This window comes from Stenotrophomonas sp. 10L48 (assembly GCF_056395105.1).
In genome coordinates this window covers 82,592-100,431 of the sequence record NZ_JBFTIX010000018.1, presented here as the reverse complement: position 1 = coordinate 100,431, position 17,840 = coordinate 82,592, and the positions used below count along the sequence as shown (strand labels likewise).

Genomic DNA, 17,840 nt, shown 5'->3' with positions numbered 1-17,840 from the left:
TCACCTTCAGTTGGGGTCTAGGGTCAGGCTGCCTGGCCTGCCGGTGGCTGCGCAATGGCGCAACTGCGCCTCGCGCCAACGCCGGTAGAGCGTGGTATGCAGATTGTGCAACGCTAGGTCGATGGAAAACGGCGTGCGCGGATTCCGGTCGAGCAGGCGAATGATGTGGTAGCCGACAGGACGTATACCGCGTGGGTGCGCGTAGATCACGAACTGCTGGTAGAACGGATCGTCCAGCAACTGGTCCATCTGCTGCACGACGTCACGATAGCGCGGGGCCAGCTGCGCACGCAGCGCTGGATCGCGTTCGTACAACAGCCGCTCGAAATAGCGTTGGCCGACACGCGGAATGCCCTGCGCCAGCTGCCACAGGGCACGGTTGCGCTGGTCATACCAGGCCAGGCCACCGTGCTCCGCCAGTGCCTGCGCAGCGCCTGCGCCCACCTCCACCACGACGAAGTTCTCCGCCTGGTTGCTCAGATCGTCCAAGGTGCTTTTGTCGAAGACGTGTTCGATGAAGCCCGGCAGCCCGACAAAGGCCTGCCGCCCCATCGCCGACGTGCGCACGGCCTTGCCGTCGGCCATGAACTGGCCGGCCTGCGCGCCCAGCAGGATGCTGTCGGTGTCGTGCAGGCCAAGGAACGTGCCGATGGACAGTTCGGCGGGCGCGAATTCCGCATCGAAGGCCGCATCGCCGTACAGCTCGCGCTGCGTAGCCAGCTGCGCGACTTGGCGGCCGACACCGCACTCGGCACGAACGTGGCCCGTATAGAACGCATCCAGTGCGCGGCTGTTGCTGGCGGCAGGTACATAGCCGCGGCCGAAGCTGCGCACCCGCTGCCAACCCTGTGCCGGGGCGCCGCGTGCGCCAAAGCCTATCCAGCCCAGCTGCACACCGGTGAAGCGGAAGGATTCATTGTCCTGCAGTGCCTGCGTAGCGCGTTGCACGGCGCCGCCCAGTTCAAAGGCGTAGGCGCAGACCGTGGCCGGGTCATCCAGCAACTGCTGCAACAGGGCCTTCCTGTCGGCCTCGGCCAGCGTTCCCGGCCAACGCACGCGCAGATCACCGGCCGCCTGCGCCTCGGCCAGCGAGGCACGCGTACACACCGGCCCACCCTGTACCTGTGGCGTGGTGATCGTTGCGGTTTCAAAGCGCCATCCCAGCCGCTGCAGCAGGCCTTGGCTGCACTCGGCTGTAGCGGCCAGCGTGCTCAGGGGCCAGCCCAGCAGCAGGGCCCACGCCATCACCCTGCCGCGCACGCTCAGCCCTGGTCCGTTGCTGCCGGCGCTGGTTGGGGCTCAGGCCCGGCAGGAGGCTGCGGCGACGCGGCCGGTTGCGGTTGCGGTTGCGGCTCTGGCTTCGCTGCCGCTGGCAGGTACTGCTGCAGGCGCTGGAAGAAGCGCCGATAGAACTCGGCATCGGTGATCGTGCTGCTGGCCACTTTCACCAGTGAGTCGTCATTGCTGCCGAACGGCAGCGACACCGAGCCCAGCGCGCCCACGCCAACACTGGCCGAGGTCGGGCTCTTCTTCAGTGCATAGCGGTCCTGCACGGCGCTGACGAACACCAACGCCTGGCTGCCACGCGGCGCGCACGAGATACGCAGCACCAGCTGCTCATGGTCGTCCTCGCGCGGCTGGAAGTTCTTGTTGCCTTCCACCTGCGCATCGTCCGAGCGTGCGATCGCATAGCCCTGGCTGAGCAGCGTGCGCCGGGCTGCTTCGCAGGCTTCGGCGGGACGGCCATCGACGGTGCGCGAAAAGGTGTCGCCGGAGTCGAAGGACTCCCGCAGCAGACTGCTGTCGGCGGCACGACCGCCACAGGCGGTCAATGCCAAGGCACTGGTGGCAGCCAGCAGGGAAGCAGAAAGAAGGGAGGCCCGCATGGGTACTCCTGCGAAGACGTTATCCCCGAGGGTAGCCCCGTGCCCGTGTGCGCCGGGTCGAAAACACCGGTCCCGTCCGCCACCGTTGTACCCGGTTCATGCAAAAAGGGGACGGAAGGATCAAGTCGTTTGTGCCACTAACGACCTGATCCCTCCGTCCCCCTTTTTCAGTCAATCAGTCGGCCCAGCGGCCTGCGGCGGTGGACTGCGGCAGCACCTGCGCCGACAGCGGACGGTCGGCCTCCAGCAGGTTCACCGCGTCGGCCAGGATCGAGGCCGATTCACGCAGCAACGGATCCGGACGCTTCTCGGCGGCCTTCTCGCGGGCGGCATCCTTGACGATGTCGCGCTCGTTGCCGGTCAGGCCGTCATCGCTGCTGTCATCGGCCAACGGGTCCAGGGCCAGGCCCAGTTCCTTGCGCACGATCTGGCGCTGCTTGCGCTGGGTGTCCTGGCGCTCGCGCTCGGCACGTCGGGTCGCTTCATTCAGCGAGACGTACTTCTTCGCCGCTTCAGTACGGAACTGCTCCACGTCCTCGTTCCACCACTGGAATTCCTTGTCGGTGGCGATGCGCGCGTCATGGCGCGTTTCCAGCTTCGGCAGCAACGGCGCGAAGTTGCCGTACTGGGTGTGCGGCACCGCGGCGATACGGGTCCACGGCAGGGCATTGTCGTAGGTGCTCTCGCCGAACTCGGTGGCATCGACGCTGGCCGGGAACGCCAGGTCCGGCACCACACCCTTGTGCTGGGTGCTGCTGCCGCTGATGCGGAAGAACTGGGCGATGGTCAGCTTCACCTGGCCAAAGCGCTGGGCTTCGCCACTCGGCCAACGGTCCAGGTCGACGATGTTCTGCACCGTGCCCTTGCCGAAGCTGGTTTCACCGATGACCAGGCCGCGGCCGTAGTCCTGGATGGCACCAGCAAAGATCTCCGACGCCGAGGCCGAACCACGGTTGATCAGCACGGCCAGCGGACCGTCCCATGCCACGCCCTGGTTGCGGTCGCTGTTGACGGTGACCCGGCCACCGGATTCGCGCACCTGCACCACCGGACCCTGCTCGATGAACAGACCGGTCAGCTCGATGGCCTCATCCAGCGAACCGCCACCGTTGTTGCGCAGGTCCAGCACCACGCCGTCCAGCTTGTCGGTCTTGAAACCGGCCAGCAGCTTGGCCACATCGCGGGTGGCCGACGCGTAATCGGTGGCGTTGCGACGACGGCCTTCGAAGTCCTGGTAGAAGGTCGGCAGCTTGATCACGCCAACCTTCCGTGCCGGCTCGCCATTGACGGCCGGAATGGTCATGGTCTCGCCCTTGGCGGCCTGTTCGGCCAGGCGCACCTTCTGCCGGGTCAGCACCAGGGTGTGGTGCTTGCCGTCGACGCCCGCTTCGGCCGGAATGAACTCCAGCTTCACCTGGGTGTCCTTGGCGCCACGGATCTTGGCAACGACATCATCGATGCGCCAGCCGATCACATCTTCCACCAGCCCGGACTTGCCCTGGCCGACGCCGACGATGCGGTCACCCGGCTTCAGCGTGCCGTCCACGGCCGCCGGACCACCGGCGATGATCTCGCGGATCACCACCACGTCGTCCTGGCGCTGCAGCTGCGCGCCGATGCCTTCCAGCGACAGCGACATCGCCTGGTTGAAGTTCTCGGCGGTACGCGGGGTGAAGTAATCGGTGTGCGGATCAACCGCGCTGGTGTAGGCGTTCATGAAGAACTGGAAGGTGTCTTCGCCCTTCAGCTCGTTGACCGACTTTTCCAGGGTGGCGTAACGCTTGTCCAGCGTCTTGCGGATGTCATCGGACTTCTTGCCGGCCAGCTTCAGGCGCAGCCAGTCATTCTTCACCGACTTGCGCCACAGCTCGTCGAGTTCGGCGTTGGACGCTGCCCACGGCACGTCCTTGCGGTCGTACTCGAAGCGCTCGTCGGTGGTGAAATCCGGTTCCTGCTTCAGCAGCTTGCGCGCATAGGCCACGCGCTCGCCGACGCGCTGCTTGTAGACCGCGAACACCTGGAAGGCCGGCTCCAGCTCGCCGCCGCGGATGGCATTGGCAATGCCGGCCTGGAACGGTGCGAAGCGGGTGATGTCGGCCTGGGTGAAGTACTGCTTGCCGCCGTCCAGGGTCTCCAGGTAGCGCTTGAACACATCCTTGGAGGTGGCTTCATCGAGCGCACGCGGGCGATAGGCGTAGCGGCTGTCGGACAACAGGCCGTATACCAGCTTGGAGGTGGTCACCTGATCGGCGGTAGCCGCCGCCGGCAACGCCGGCGAGTCGGCCTTGGCCGCCAGCGCCAACGGCGCGACCAGCGCCAGGGCCATCAGGAATGCGGGGGCTTTGAATTTCATTGACGTGCTCGAAGGCGCCTTGCCAAGGGGGAGACTGCAGGGTGTTCAGACACCACGACAGTGCCGAAAGTTGCCGGGTTTGTCACCCGTCCACTTCCAGTGGAAAACCAGCCTAGCGGGGCCGGTGTAGCAAATTGTGAATGGCTGAAGAGCGGCCCACCTTGCGGTGACGTCTATCAGGTTACGGAGGCCGTCGGGTTGCAAGCCCCCTGAGTCAGGGGGCGGCCGCGAAGCGGCGGGGGTGTGGGTGGTGGTAAGCCGGGGCCCACGGTGTGCGCAGCACACCGTGGGAAGCGGTAGCGCGCATCGCGCAACCGCTTACTGGACGCCGGCACCCTTGGCCTGTACGTCGGCGTGGTACGACGAGCGCACCATCGGGCCGGAGGCCACGTGGCTGAAGCCCAGCTCGTAACCGTAGACTTCCAGCGCCTTGTAGTCGTCCGGGGTCCAGTACTTCAGCACCGGGTGGTGGTGCGCGGTCGGCTGCAGGTACTGGCCGATGGTGATCATGTCCACATTGTGCGCACGCAGGTCGCGCATGGTGGCCTTGATCTGTTCGAAGTCTTCGCCCAGGCCCAGCATGATGCCCGACTTGGTCGGTACGTCAGGGTGCTGCGCCTTGAAGTTCTTCAGCAGGTTCAACGACCACTGGTAATCGGCACCCGGGCGCACGTTGCGGTACAGGTCCGGCACGGTTTCGATGTTGTGGTTGAACACGTCCGGCGGGTTCTGCGCGAGGATCTCCAGCGCGCGCTCCATGCGGCCCTTGCCGCGGAAATCGGGGGTCAGCACTTCGATGCGGGTGCCCGGCGATTTCTCGCGGATGGCGGTGATGCAGTCGACGAAGTGCTGGGCACCGCCGTCGCGCAGGTCATCGCGGTCGACGCTGGTCACCACCACGTACTTCAGGCCCATGTCGGCCACGGTCTGGCCCAGGCTGGCCGGCTCGTTGGCATCGGGCGGCTTCGGCCGGCCGTGTGCCACGTCGCAGAACGAGCAGCGGCGGGTGCAGACCTCGCCCAGGATCATGAAAGTGGCGGTGCCGTGGCCGAAGCATTCGTGGATGTTCGGGCAGCTGGCTTCCTCGCACACGGTCACCAGGCGGTTCTCGCGCAGCTTGGCTTTCAGGTTCTGCACGGCATTGCCCGAAGGAATGCGCACGCGGATCCAGGAGGGCTTGCGCAGCACCGGCACGTCGGCGAACTGCACCGGCGAACGGTTGATCTTGTCCCCACCCATCTGCTTGACCCCGGCCTGCAACGGCGCGGTGGACGGAAGCTCGGCCTGCACGATCTGCAGGGGAATGGTGCGGGCAGTGGTTTCAGTCATGGCGTTTCCGGGGGCGGTCAGGCGGCCGCAGAGAGATCAGGCAGTTCAGGCACGGGCTGCAGCAGCAGGCCGAACTGGCGGGCCAGGTGGTCCAGCAGCACCGGCTTGACGGCGTCCATCCCGGACGGACCACCCAAGTCTAGCACCGTGGTCACCTGCAACCCCTCGTAACCACAGGGGTTGATGCGGTGGAAAGGGTCGAGGTCCATGGCCACGTTGAAGGCCAGGCCGTGGAAGGTGCAGCCGCGCCGCACGCGGATGCCGAGCGCGGCGATCTTGGCGCCGCCGACGTAGACGCCCGGGGCGCCATCGAGCCGTTCGGCACCGATGTTCCATTCCGCCAGGGTGTCGATGATGGCCTGCTCGATGCGGCATACGTAGTCGCGCACGCCGATGCCCAGCCGCGGCAGCCGCAGCAGCGGATAGATCACGATCTGGCCGGGGCCGTGGTAGGTCACCTGGCCACCGCGATCGACGTGGACCACCGGGATCTCACCCGGCGCCAGCACGTGTTCGACCTTGCCGGCCTGGCCCAGGGTGAACACCGGCTCGTGCTCGACCACCCACAGCTCGTCCAGCGTGTCATCGTCGCGCTGGTCGGTGAAACGCTGCATGGCGTGCCAGACCGGCTCGTAGGCCTGGCGCCCCAGGTCACGGACCACCGCCGGGCGCGGCGGGCGCGCCTCGGGGGCAGCCGCTTCGGCAGCGCAGCTGACGGCTACACCGTCCACTTCACTTCCGGGTGGTCGCGCAGGGCCTGGTGGGCCACGTCGTACTGTTCACGGTTCTCGGCCCGGAAGACCAGGCGCACCGAGACGTACTTGCCGTTGGACGAATGCTTCCAGCTGATGCGCTCGTTCACCACGTCGACGCCAGCAGCCAGCAGCAGGCGGGGGAGTTCATGCTCCAGGCCGCGGTTGGCCGGGCCCATCGCGCTGAGCTCGAACTGACCGGGGAACTGGAAGCCGTGTTCGGGGTTGTCGGACTTGATTTCCATGCGCCCATTATCGGGCCGCAGGGCAACAAACCCAAGAGTATTCATGTAAGCCGGCGGCACTGCGGGCGGGCCGCTGCGTTGCAGCTGAACATCCATTCAGGCTGGGACCCAGCTCCCAGGGTGCCCCATCGCTGCGGCTTCACCTGCGGTAATCGATTGTATCGATCAGACAATGTTGTTTTCGGAACAGACAAGTGATCCCAGCGCGCTCGTTCCATCACAGCGCCGGGAGTACCGTGTCGTTGCATAAAACGACAGACAAAAGCCCCCTTCCCGATGATCATCCCATCCATGCGCTACCTCGCATCCTTTGGATTGTCCGGCCTGCTGGCCACCGCCCTCCCCCTTTCCGCCTACGCAGCCGAGCAATGCGGCCCGGACGCGATGCGCGAGCACCCGCCGCAGGTCAATTTCCGCGTCGACAACGACCTGTTCGGCGGCCGCCACCAGGACCAGGGCTATACCAACGGCGCCCAGCTGACCCTGGTCTCGCCCAACCTGGTCGATTACACCGACGACCCGTGCCTGCCGCGCCTGGCCCGCTGGGTGAACAGCCACCTGGAGGCACTGCACCCGGGCAGGTTCGAACAGCAGAACATGATCTTCAGTCTGGCCCAGGGGATCTTCACCCCCACCGATTTCACCCGGAAGGACCTGATCGAAGACGACCGCCCGTATGCGGGCGTGCTGGTGGCCAGCTTCGGCTACAACGCACGCAGCGGCGACCACCTGCAGACCACCCAGCTGACCCTGGGCGTGGTGGGCCCGTGGGCGCAGGGCCGGCAGGTGCAGAACGCGGTGCACGACGTGCTGGGTGATGAGAAATTCCAGGGCTGGGACAACCAGCTGCACAACGAACCGGTGTTCATGCTGACCCACGAGCGCATGCGCCGCTGGCCGGGCGATGCCAGCATCAATGCCGACGGCTGGGGCTGGGATGCGATCAGCCATTACGGCGGCTCGATCGGCAACCTGGAAACCAAGGCCAACGTCGGCGGCGAAGTGCGTTTCGGCTGGAAGCTGCCCGACGATTTCGGCAGCACCCCGCTGCGCCCGGCCGGCGAGAACACCGCGCCGACCCGGGGTGGCAAGCCCAGTGGCTGGTCGTGGCACATGTTCGCCACCACCGATGCGGCGTGGGTGATCCGCGATATCACCCTGGACGGCAACACGTTCCGCAACAGCCACAGCGTGGACAAGCGCCACGTGGTCGCCTACGGCGGTTACGGCGTGGCAGTGATGCGCGGCCGCTGGAAATTCGCGGTAGCCCGTTACCACAGCACCCGCGAGTTCAATGGCCAGCGCGAAGCCCCGGTGTTCGGCAGCTTCACCATCAGCCGCTCGCTGTAAGCGAGGGGCTGATGGTGAAGCGGGTAGGTGCCGACCGTTGGTCGGCACACCGGATTGAATCGCTCGCTGTAATCCGGGACTGCGTCCGCCGGGCCATGCCCGGCGGAATCCCACGAAAAAGGCCGGCATTCGCCGGCCTTTTTCATTCACCGCAGCAGGCTGCGGATCATTCCGATTCCCACCACATCCAGAAGCTGTCCCACAGGCGCTTGAAGAAGCCGGCCTGCTCGACGGCGGCCACAGCCACCAGCGGCGCTTCGGCCACCAGCTTGCCATCCAGGGTGACCTTGACGGTGCCGATCTGCTGGCCAGCGGTGAACGGCGCTTCCAGGGTCTTGGGCACGTCGATGCTCGGCTTCAGGTCGTTGTAGCGACCGCGCGGCACGCTGACCAGCATCGGCTGCGCCACGCCCAGCTGCACCTTGTCGGTGGTGCCCTTCCATACCTTGTGCTCGGCCACGGCCTTGCCCGGCTCGTACAGGCGGTGGGTCTCGAAGAAGCGGAAGCCCCAGTTCAACAGGGCCAGGCTGTCATCGGCGCGCTGCTTTTCCGACGCGCCGCCCAGCACCACCGCGACCAGGCGCTGGTCACCGCGCTGGGCCGAGCTCATCAGGCAGTAGCCGGCCTCGGAGGTGTGGCCGGTCTTGATGCCGTCCACGCTGCCATCGCGCCACAACAGCAGATTGCGGTTGGGCTGCTTGATGGTGCCGACCTGGAATTCCTTGATCTTGTTGTACGCGTAGGTTTCCGGGTAGTCGCGCACCATCGCGCGGCCCAGCAGGGCCAGGTCGTAGGCACTGCTGTGATGGCCCGGGGCGGTCAGGCCGTGGGCGTTCACGAAGTGCGAGTTCTTCATGCCGATCTTGGCGGCGTAGCTGTTCATCAGCGAAGCAAAGGCTTCTTCGCTGCCGGCCACGTGCTCGGCCAGGGCGATCGCGGCGTCATTGCCGGACTGGATCGCCATGCCCTTTTCCATGTCTTCCAGGCGCGCGGTCTGGTTGACCGGGAAGCCGCTGTAGCTGCCATCGGTGCCGGCACCACCTTCGCGCCAGGCGCGTTCGCTCATCATCACCTGGTCATCGGGACGGACCTTGCCGTTCTTGACCTCGGCGGCGATCACGTACGACGTCATCACCTTGGTGATGCTGGCCGGGGCCAGCTGTTCGTTGATGTTCTCGCCTGCCAGCACCTGGCCGGTGGCGTAGTCCATCAGCACCCAGGCCTTGGAAACGCTGGGTGCAGGCGCCGGCGGCGTGGCCACGGTGGCGGGGGCAGCAGCGGCGGCAGGCGCCGGGGTGGCCGGGGTCGGCAGCGGCGTCTGGGCGGAGGCCAGGCCCACCACCAGGGTGGCGGCCAGGGCAGTGGCGGCGGAACGGAAATTCATGGGACAGCAGGCTCCAGGGGACGGCCGGAAAATGAAGGATGGGGCGAGGTGGCCATTGTAAGGCCGAGGTGGCAAGGGCCGGCAGCACCGGCCCGAGCGGAATCAGTCCTTGACGATCTGTGGCGAGCCAAAGCCCAGACCCGAGATGCGCCCGGCAAGTTCCGCCGCGCTGGCATGGTCGCTGGCGGGAACCCGCAGGCGCCACAGGGTACGGCCGCCCGCAGCGATGTCGCTGATGGTGGCACCGACGATGCCGGCAGCGTTGAGCTGGCCCATCGCCCGGTTGGCGTTGTCGCGGTTGGAGAAGCTGGCGACCTGCAGCATCACCGCGCCCACCACCTTCTGCGACAGGCTGGGGCTGCTGGCCGGGGCCGGGCTGCGCGGCATGGCGGTGGCCACGACCGGCGCTGCCGGACGCGACGCGGGTGCGCTGGGCGGCAGGCTGCTGACCGCCACTTCCGGCATCGTGCTGACAGCGGCCTGGGTGGTAGCCGGCTGGCCGCGCTCGGGCGCGGCGTCGGCCGGCAGGCGCTTGACCAGTCGATCGATGTCGCTGTCGGCAACCGCACGTGCGGCGGGTGCGGGGCGTGCGCTGGCAACGGCAGCGGCAGCCGCTTCAGCAGCACGGCGTTCGCGGCGCGACGGCTTCTGCGCCATCAGGTTGGTTTCACCCGGCTGCACTGCGCGCACTTCCACGTTGCCGGTACCGCGCTGGGTGATGCCCAGGCGCACAGCGGCGGCGTAACTGAGATCGACCACGCGGCCATCGTGGAACGGGCCACGATCATTGACGCGCACGATCACCGATTCGCCGTTGTCCAGGTTGGTCACGCGGGCGAAGCTGGGCAGCGGCAGGGTCTTGTGCGCAGCGGTGAACTGGTACATGTCGTAGACCTCGCGGTTGGAGGTCAGGCGGCCATGGAACTTGGCGCCGTAGTACGAAGCGGTGCCGCGTTCAACGTAGTTGCGGGTGTCGTCGAGCACCTTGTACTGCTTGCCCAGCACCACGTAGGGCGACTTGTTGCCGATCGCCGAGCGGTCCTCATTGGTCACCACCGGCTCGGGAATACAGGCCACGTTGGGCACGTAACTGGGCGTGGTGTCTTTCACGCCAGGCTTGTACAGGCCACCGGCAGTGTAGTTGCCACGGGTGGACAGGTCCTCGGTGGCGGCCGCGTACGGCGAGCCCTCCGGACAATGCGCTGGACGCCCGCCCTTGCCCTGCACCACCGTGCCGGACGGCTTGCCACCGTGGCCGGCGGTCGCCGGCTTTTTCGGCGCGCTGCTGCAGGCGGCCAGCGCGAGGACGATCAATCCAGGGACCAGCCATCTGATGTTCATGCCGGGGGCAGCTCCTGTCCGGCAATGGCCTGCGACAACTGGAACACGGCCATCGCGTACATCTTCGAGAGGTTGTAGCGGGTGATTGCGTAGTAGTTCTGGAAGCCCAGCCAGTACTGCTTGCCGGTGCTGCCTTCAAGGGTGATCGGGGTGGCGGTGGCACCCGGCTGCACCGGCGCGCTGGGCTGGTAGCCGCGCTGGGCCAGGTCGGCCAGCGACCAGGTGGGCATCCACTCGGTCGGGTTGAACTCCTCGCGGCCGGCGGCGAGCGTGGCCGGCACGGCAACCTGGCCGCCGCGCACCCAACCGCCCTTCTTCACGAAGTAGTTGGCGATGGACGAGAACACGTCGTCGTAGCTGGTGAACAGGTCACGGCGACCATCGCCATTGCCGTCCACGGCGTAATCCAGGTAGCTGGAGGGCATGAACTGGCCCATGCCCATCGCACCGGCATAGCTGCCCTTGAGCGTGGTGATGTCCAGCTTTTCCTCGCGACCCAGCTCGAACAGCTTGGCCAGTTCATCGCGGAAGAACAGCTCGCGGCGCACTTCGCGCTCCAGCTTGGCCGGGTCGCCACTGCGCGGGTAATAGAAGGCCAGGGTGTACAGCGCATCGAGCACGCGATGGCTGCCGGCATTCTTGCCGTAGCTGGTTTCCACGCCAATGATCGCCACGATCACTTCCGCCGGTACGCCGGTGCGCTGCTGCACACGGTCCAGTTCGGCGCGATGCCGGGCAAGAAACGCCTTGCCGCCATCGATGCGTGCCTTGCTGATGAACATCGGCCGGTATTCGTTCCACGGCTTGACCCGTTCGGCCGGCCGCGACATGGCGGCGATGATCGGCTGGCGCACCTGCGCCTGGTCGAGCACGTTGCGGATCTCGTCGGGCTTGAGTCCGTAGCGCTTGGCGGTGTCGGCAATGAATCTGGCGCGCGCGGTCTCGAAGGGCACCGGGGTGAGATCGACCGGTGCTGCCGTGGCCGCGGTCGCTTCCGGCGCGGCCTCGGCCGGGCCGTGGGGCTTGGCAGCCGGGTGGCGCGGCGTACTGCTGGCCTGTGGCGAAGTCGGTGGGGACGTCGGCTGGGTCGCGCAGGCGACCAGGCCGAGGGTGAGCATGCAGGCCAGAGAACGTCGAATCATCACCGCAGGTTAGCAGGTCATGGATGAATTAAAACCCCTAACACCATGAATCACAACGATTTGCACGCGTTCAGTGCGAAATGTGAAGACGTTGTGATTGACCTGCCCCATTCAGGCAGAGGTTGCCGGTTGCGTCCCCATCCCCGCAGACGCAACCGGCCGCCGGACCCGGTCGGTACCTGCGCGGCTGCCGCTCCCCAGTGGCAGTGCTCCGCGCTCCCTGTACCCGTTGGATCAGTACTGCTTTCCCATCCGACGCCCCTCGCGCTGCATCAAAGACTGCGCGCCATGCCGAACGGGCCGCCATTGTGCAGGCCGATTGCGACAAGTCCATTGATCAGGATCAACGCGGCGTCAAAATGTGAATTGGCGCCCACTTTTAATGGAACTTCGTCAGCGGCGATGCTGCTGTGCGGCGTTGTGGGAACGATTACAGAAATGCGCTTGCGCAGATTCATGCGCGCATCGGCGGCGAAGGTCGGCCAACGGCGCAGCCCCTCGTGGGTGAGCGCTGAAAGCAACAGCCGTGGTTGGCCGGGCGGGTGGGGTTCGCGGGGGACTATCCACCCGCCCGGCCAGCCCTCAGCAATCCAGCTTTCCACGACCCGCCCGCCCCCACCCACGAGGGGCTGCGCCGTTGGCTGGAAACCTACGCGTGCACCGGCCGATGCCCCCGCACCGCCATCACCAGCCCGATCCCCGCCAGCAACGACACCGCCGAGGTGCCGCCATAACTGATCAACGGCATCGGAATGCCCACCACCGGCAGCAATCCGGAAATCATTCCGCCGTTGACCAGCACGTACACGAAGAACGCCAGGCCGAGGCTGCCGGCCAACAACCGCGCGTGCGTGTCGCGTGCCTGCACCGCGATCGACAGGCAACGCCCGACCACGAACAGATACAGGGCGAACACCACCACCACGCCAATCCAGCCGAATTCCTCGGCCAAAACCGAGAACGCGAAATCGGTGGTGTACTCGGGCAGGAAATCCAGCGTGGCCTGTGTGCCGTGGCCCCAGCCGCGCCCCTGCATGCCACCCGAGCCGATGGCGATGCGCGACTGCAGGATGTTCCAGCCGGTGCCCAACGGATCGGCAGCCGGATCCAGGAAGGTCAGCACGCGATTCTTCTGGTATTGCCGCAGCAGCCCGAACCACGCCAGTGGCGCAGCCACCGATACCGCACTCAAGCCGGCCACCACCCAGCGCCACTGCAGTCCAGCCAGCAGCAACGCAAACACGCCACTGGCCGTCACCAGGGTGGCGGTACCCAGGTTGGGCTGCATCAGGATCAGCACGGCTGGCACCCCGATCAGGACCGCTGCCGTCAGCACCGTGCGCGGCGATGGCGGCAGCGGCTGGCGGTGCAGATACCAGGCCATCATCAACGGCAGGCTGAGCTTGAGCAGTTCCGAAGGCTGCAGGTAGAACACGCCGAGGTTGAGCCAGCGCTGCCCGTATTTGCCGGTGCCGATCACGTACACCGCCATCAGCGGCAGCATCGACAGTGCATAGATCGCCGGCGTCCACGCGCGCAGGCGCAGCAGCGAAACCCGCGACAGCAGCCACATCGCTGCCAGGCCACCGGCAAAGCGCATCGCCTGCCCGTGCACCGGCCCGTTCACGCTGTGCAGCACCGCCAGGCCTGCGCCCATCAGGATCAACAACGCGATCAGCAACGGCAGATCGATCGTGCGCAGCGCCTCACGGCAGCCACCAAGCATTCGTTTCCATTTCACCCGCGGCACGGTAGCAACCGGCGCTTTCGCGAAGCTGTCAGCGCTGTTTGACGCTATCGACTCCTTCGGCGACAACTGCCTTGGGCGCCCGGATTTTTCGGGTTTCAAACAATTCTGATTGGAGCCGCAAGGGCCCCGTGCACATCATGTGCGGCCACCGACAACGGGTGGCACGGGACTCCAATCCCGTTTGATAGATGCGTTGTTTACGCTTGCCAGCCGGCGTCGCTTTTTCTTGTTGAGCGGCGTCGGCTGGCAATCCGTCCGTGCGTCTTTGGCGGGCGGTGCGTGGAGGGCCTCGTGCCCGCCGGCGTTCCAGCGTCTATCACCGGTATTGGAGCCACGCATCGCCTGCCACCCTCGCCTCCACGCGGGGTGGCCCTTGCCGACCGCACGAGGCCCCCGCCATGTCCGCTTCCACCTACCCGTACCTGTTCGCCACGCTGGGCGAGGCTGCTCACCAGCTGCCGCATGACATCGCCCGCGCGCTGGAAACCACGCTCACTGCAACGCAGGCCGCCAACGCGCCTGGCGGCCCTACCCTGCTGGACTGCCTGCAGCGCATCCGCCAGGTGGAAGCGGCAGATGGCCAGCCGTGGCCGAGCCAAGGGCGAACGCAGGCGCAGTGCATGGCGATGGCGCGCATCGACCGCGCCAATGCCGGGCTGACCTTCCTGCTGGAACTGCTGCACGCCAGCGAACGCGTGCGCGTGGACGGGGACGACACGCAGCACCTGCCCGACGACGCCCGCGAAGGCCTGCTGCTGGCCTGCCGAGGCCTGTCGGAATACGTGGCTGTGCAGTTGCAGGCCGCGTAATGCGCACGTCGCTGTGCCCTCGCCTGCCTCTCGTACAGCGCATGCCGGCCCTGAGCCGAGCATGGCTCGGCACTACAAAGAGCGAAGCGACCCGCTTCTGCTCTGCTTTATTTCTCTTTGCGTGGGTGGCCACCGCAGGAAACTGTCAGAGGCCGGGCGGGGTGGGTTCGCGGGGGTGTCCGCGGCATGGATGCCGCGGCCAAGCCCCCAGGGATGGGTTCACGGCGTCCCCCGCGAATCCACCCCGCCCGGCCAACCACGGCTGTTGCTTTCAGCAACCACCCACGAGGGGCTGCGCCGATGGCTGGAAACTACCCGTAACCGCCATGCACCGGATTGTGACGACGCACCGCCATCACCAACCCGAACCCCGCCAGCAGCGACACCGCCGACGTACCGCCGTAACTGATCAACGGCATCGGCACACCCACCACCGGCAGCAGGCCGGAAATCATCCCGCCGTTCACCAGTACATAGACGAAGAACGCCAGACCCGTGGCACCGGCCAGCAGGCGCGAGTACGAATCGCGCGACTGGCTGGCGATCCACAGACAGCGCCCGATCACCACCAGGTACAGCGTCAGCACCAGCGCCACGCCGATCCAGCCGAACTCCTCGCTCAGCACCGAGAACGCGAAGTCGGTGGTCTGCTCGGGAATGAAATTCAGGTGCGACTGCGAGCCTTCGCCCCAGCCCTTGCCGTCGAAACCGCCGGAACCAATGGCGATCTTCGACTGGATGATGTTCCAGCCCGCGCCCAGCGCATCCATTTCCGGGTCGAGGAACATCATGATGCGGTCCTTCTGGTACGGCCGCAGCAACCAGAACCAGGCGACCGGCGCCACCGCTGCCACGCCGCCCACGCCCAGCCCCACCCACCACCACGGCAGGCCCGCCAGCAGCAGCACGAACACACCACTGGCGGCGATCAGCACGCCGGTGCCGAAGTCCGGCTGCAGCATCACCAGCCCGGTCGGCACACCGATGATCACCATCGCCACCAGCACCGTGTTGAAGCGCGGCGGCAGCGGCATCTTGTGCAGGTACCAGGCCACCATCATCGGCAGGCTGACCTTGAGCAGTTCGGCCGGCTGCAGGTAGAAGAACTTGAGGTCCAGCCACTGCCGGCCGTATTTTCCCGTTCCCAGCGCGAACACCGCCAGCAACGGGATCATCGAGATGGCGTAGATCAGTGGCGTGGCCGAGCGGATGCGCAGGATCGGCGCCCGCGAAATGCCCCACATCGCCGCCAGACCCACGGCAAAACGCACGCCCTGCGCCATCACCAGGCCATCGCCGCCAGCACTCTTCAACGTTGCCAGGCCGATCACCATCAGCGCGCCCAGCGCCAGGCACAGCAGCCAGTCGAGGCTGCTGAAGAACCGCTGCAGCATTTCCCCGGCCCAGCGCAGGAAGGCGCTCATCGGCTGGCCTCCGCCGCGACGGTCGGGCGAGGACCGACGGGCAACGCCGCAGCAGATGGCGAACCCGGAACCGGTGCCGGCGCCGGTGGCGGTGCGGGCATGCCGATCAGCACCGGGTGCTCGCCCAGCTCGGCGGCGGCGGCGTCGCCGGCCGGGCGCGCGTTCACGTCCTCATTGTCGAAGGCGGTGATGCCGATGGCGGTGGTGCCGCGTTCGCTGTCCAGCGGCTGCATGCCTTCAGGCATCTTGCCCAGCAGCCAGGCATCGAAGATCTTGCGCGCGATCGGTGCGGCCGCCGCGCCGCCGTAACCGCCGCCTTCCACGGCGATGGCCAGCGCGATCACCGGCTGCTCGGCCGGCGCGAAGCCGACGAACAGCGCACGGTGGCGCAGGTGCATCGGCAGGCTTCTGGGATTGACCGCGGCCGTGCCCTTGCGGCTGACGACCTGTGCCGTGCCTGTCTTGCCCGCCATCGTGTACGGCGCGCCGGCCGCCATGCGTGCGGCGCTGCCGCCGGGAAGCATGGTGGCCATCATGCCTTCGCGCACGGCCTGAAGATTGTTCGGGTTGGGGCTGACCGGCTTGCTCGGGCCGGGCTCCGCCGCCACCCAGTCGCTGTCGAAACCAGCACGCTGCTGCATCACCAGATGCGGCGTGCGCAGCTGGCCATTGGCCAGGCCGCTGACACCACGGGCCAGCTGCAGCGGGGTAACCTTCCAGTCGCCCTGGCCGATGCTGATGTTCACCGTGTCGCCGGGATACCAGGCTTCCTTGCGGCTCTTCCGCTTGTAGGCCGGCGACGGCAGGATGCCGGAGATCTCGCCGGTCAGATCGATGCCGGTCGGCTGGCCGAAGCCGTAGTACTCCATGTAATGGTCGAACCGCTCGATGCCCAGGTCCAATGCCAGCCGGTAGTAGTACGTATTGACCGACTGCGCGATGGACTTGCGCAGATCGGTCCAGCCGTGACCGCCACGATGTGAATCACCCCAGCCACGCGAGGTGCCCGGCAGGTAGAACATGCCGGTCGACAGCACCTTGTCCTCCGGACGGCGGACGCCCGAATCGAGGCCGGCCAGGCCGATCAGCGGCTTCAGGGTCGAACCGGGGGCAACGCCGCCGAGTACCAGGCGATTGAACTGCGGGCGCGACGGGTTGTCGTTCAGCGCCTTGAAATCGGCATGCGAGATGCCGTTGACGAACAGGTTCGGGTCGTAGGACGGCAGGCTGACCATCGCCAGCACTTCACCGGTACGCGGGTCCATCGCCACGGCCGAACCTTCCTGATCACCGAAGGCAGCCACCATCGCCCGCTGCAGGTCGGCGTCGATCGACAGCCGCAGGTCGGCGCCGGATTGCGCAGCGACACGACCGATGGTGCGGATCGCGCGGCCCTGCACGTTGGTCTCGACCTGCTCGTAGCCGACCTTGCCGCGCAGTTCCTGCTCGTAATAACGCTCCAGGCCGGACTTGCCGATGTGGGTCAATGCGGCATTGCCCTCGCCGAGGATCTCCAGATCCTTGTCATCGACCCGGCCAACGTAGCCGATGATGTGCGCGAAGAGGTCGCCATAGGGATAGCGACGGGTCAGGTACGGTTCCAGCTCGACGCCGGGAAAGCGCCAGCGGTCCACCGCGAAGCGCGCCATTTCCTCATCGCTCATGCGCAGCTTCAGCGTGACCGGCAGGAACTTGCGGCGCGCCTTGCGCGACTTGTTGAACGCTTCCAGCTCTTCCGGGCTGATCTGGATGATCTTCGCCAGCCCTTCCAGGGTGGCGTCCATGTCCTTGACCTTGTCCGGGGTCACATCCAGGCGGAATGCCGGCACGTTCTCGGCCAACAACCGACCATTGCGGTCATAGATCATGCCGCGCCCGGGCACCACCGGCCGCGGCTTGATGCGGTTGGCTTCGGATCGGGTGGCGTAGATGTCGTGGTCCAGCACCTGCAGCTTGAAGTACCAGCCGCCCAGGCCCAGCAGGCAGACCAGCACGCCGAAGAAGCCCAACGCCGCACGGCGCCGGAACTGTTCGGCTTCGGCGTGCGGATTCTTGACCTGGCGGCGCGGCAGCAT

At 66.6% G+C, this 17,840-nt stretch carries 15 protein-coding genes; 2 read left to right on the top strand and 13 right to left on the bottom strand.

Annotated elements, in window-relative coordinates:
* Positions 1-6: 6 nt before the first annotated feature.
* The 6 genes from AC1DCU_RS20250 to AC1DCU_RS20225 all read right to left on the bottom strand — a co-directional run bounded on the left by AC1DCU_RS20250 (position 7) and on the right by AC1DCU_RS20225 (position 6,565).
* Complete coding sequence (locus AC1DCU_RS20250; protein ID WP_032975378.1) at positions 7-1,245, bottom strand: hypothetical protein; 1,239 nt, start codon at positions 1,243-1,245, stop codon at positions 7-9.
* A gap of 17 nt (positions 1,246-1,262) precedes the next feature.
* Positions 1,263-1,886 carry a DUF2242 domain-containing protein gene (locus tag AC1DCU_RS20245; protein ID WP_032975376.1) on the bottom strand — a complete coding sequence of 208 codons (624 nt, stop codon included), beginning with the start codon at positions 1,884-1,886 and terminating at the stop codon, positions 1,263-1,265.
* 175 nt (positions 1,887-2,061) lie between these two features.
* Positions 2,062-4,239 (bottom strand): carboxy terminal-processing peptidase, encoded by a 2,178-nt coding sequence (locus tag AC1DCU_RS20240; protein WP_025878702.1) that lies wholly within the window; start codon positions 4,237-4,239, stop codon positions 2,062-2,064.
* Positions 4,240-4,557: 318 nt separating this feature from the next.
* Positions 4,558-5,568 (bottom strand): lipoyl synthase, encoded by a 1,011-nt coding sequence (gene lipA, locus AC1DCU_RS20235; RefSeq protein ID WP_059065144.1) that lies wholly within the window; start codon positions 5,566-5,568, stop codon positions 4,558-4,560.
* A gap of 17 nt (positions 5,569-5,585) precedes the next feature.
* On the bottom strand, positions 5,586-6,230 hold the full coding sequence (lipB, locus tag AC1DCU_RS20230; protein WP_244439085.1) for a lipoyl(octanoyl) transferase LipB: 645 nt from the start codon (positions 6,228-6,230) through the stop codon (positions 5,586-5,588).
* A 56-nt stretch (positions 6,231-6,286) separates the two neighbouring features.
* Complete coding sequence (locus tag AC1DCU_RS20225) at positions 6,287-6,565, bottom strand: YbeD family protein (protein WP_032975372.1); 279 nt, start codon at positions 6,563-6,565, stop codon at positions 6,287-6,289.
* A 291-nt stretch (positions 6,566-6,856) separates the two neighbouring features.
* Between AC1DCU_RS20225 and AC1DCU_RS20220 the strand changes: the two genes are divergently transcribed.
* Positions 6,857-7,915, top strand: coding sequence for a lipid A deacylase LpxR family protein (locus AC1DCU_RS20220; RefSeq protein ID WP_373695685.1), 1,059 nt, complete (start codon positions 6,857-6,859; stop codon positions 7,913-7,915).
* Between the two features lie 166 nt (positions 7,916-8,081).
* Here the strand turns inward: AC1DCU_RS20220 and AC1DCU_RS20215 are convergent, their stop codons facing one another.
* The 5 genes from AC1DCU_RS20215 to rodA (AC1DCU_RS20195) all read right to left on the bottom strand — a co-directional run bounded on the left by AC1DCU_RS20215 (position 8,082) and on the right by rodA (AC1DCU_RS20195) (position 13,508).
* The gene (locus AC1DCU_RS20215; RefSeq protein ID WP_032975369.1) at positions 8,082-9,299 is read right to left on the bottom strand and encodes a D-alanyl-D-alanine carboxypeptidase family protein; all 1,218 of its coding nucleotides are present in this window, start codon (positions 9,297-9,299) and stop codon (positions 8,082-8,084) included.
* A gap of 102 nt (positions 9,300-9,401) precedes the next feature.
* Positions 9,402-10,640 carry a septal ring lytic transglycosylase RlpA family protein gene (locus AC1DCU_RS20210; RefSeq protein ID WP_032975368.1) on the bottom strand — a complete coding sequence of 413 codons (1,239 nt, stop codon included), beginning with the start codon at positions 10,638-10,640 and terminating at the stop codon, positions 9,402-9,404.
* Positions 10,637-11,782, bottom strand: a complete 1,146-nt coding sequence (gene mltB, locus AC1DCU_RS20205) for a lytic murein transglycosylase B (RefSeq protein WP_032975367.1) — start codon at positions 11,780-11,782, stop codon at positions 10,637-10,639. Before mltB ends, AC1DCU_RS20210 begins: the two co-directional genes overlap by 4 nt.
* A 272-nt stretch (positions 11,783-12,054) precedes the next feature.
* Entirely contained in the window at positions 12,055-12,240 is a 186-nt protein-coding gene (locus AC1DCU_RS20200) for a hypothetical protein (protein WP_152543281.1), read from the bottom strand.
* A gap of 191 nt (positions 12,241-12,431) precedes the next feature.
* Positions 12,432-13,508 (bottom strand): rod shape-determining protein RodA, encoded by a 1,077-nt coding sequence (gene rodA / locus AC1DCU_RS20195; RefSeq protein ID WP_032976536.1) that lies wholly within the window; start codon positions 13,506-13,508, stop codon positions 12,432-12,434.
* Positions 13,509-13,930: 422 nt separating this feature from the next.
* Between rodA (AC1DCU_RS20195) and AC1DCU_RS20190 the strand changes: the two genes are divergently transcribed.
* Positions 13,931-14,341 carry a hypothetical protein gene (locus tag AC1DCU_RS20190; RefSeq protein WP_032976537.1) on the top strand — a complete coding sequence of 137 codons (411 nt, stop codon included), beginning with the start codon at positions 13,931-13,933 and terminating at the stop codon, positions 14,339-14,341.
* 311 nt (positions 14,342-14,652) lie between these two features.
* On the opposite strand, the gene rodA (AC1DCU_RS20185) is transcribed toward AC1DCU_RS20190, so the two are convergent.
* Positions 14,653-15,765 (bottom strand): rod shape-determining protein RodA, encoded by a 1,113-nt coding sequence (rodA, locus tag AC1DCU_RS20185; RefSeq protein ID WP_025877247.1) that lies wholly within the window; start codon positions 15,763-15,765, stop codon positions 14,653-14,655.
* Positions 15,762-17,840 carry a penicillin-binding protein 2 gene (mrdA, locus tag AC1DCU_RS20180; protein ID WP_032976538.1) on the bottom strand — a complete coding sequence of 693 codons (2,079 nt, stop codon included), beginning with the start codon at positions 17,838-17,840 and terminating at the stop codon, positions 15,762-15,764. Before mrdA ends, rodA (AC1DCU_RS20185) begins: the two co-directional genes overlap by 4 nt.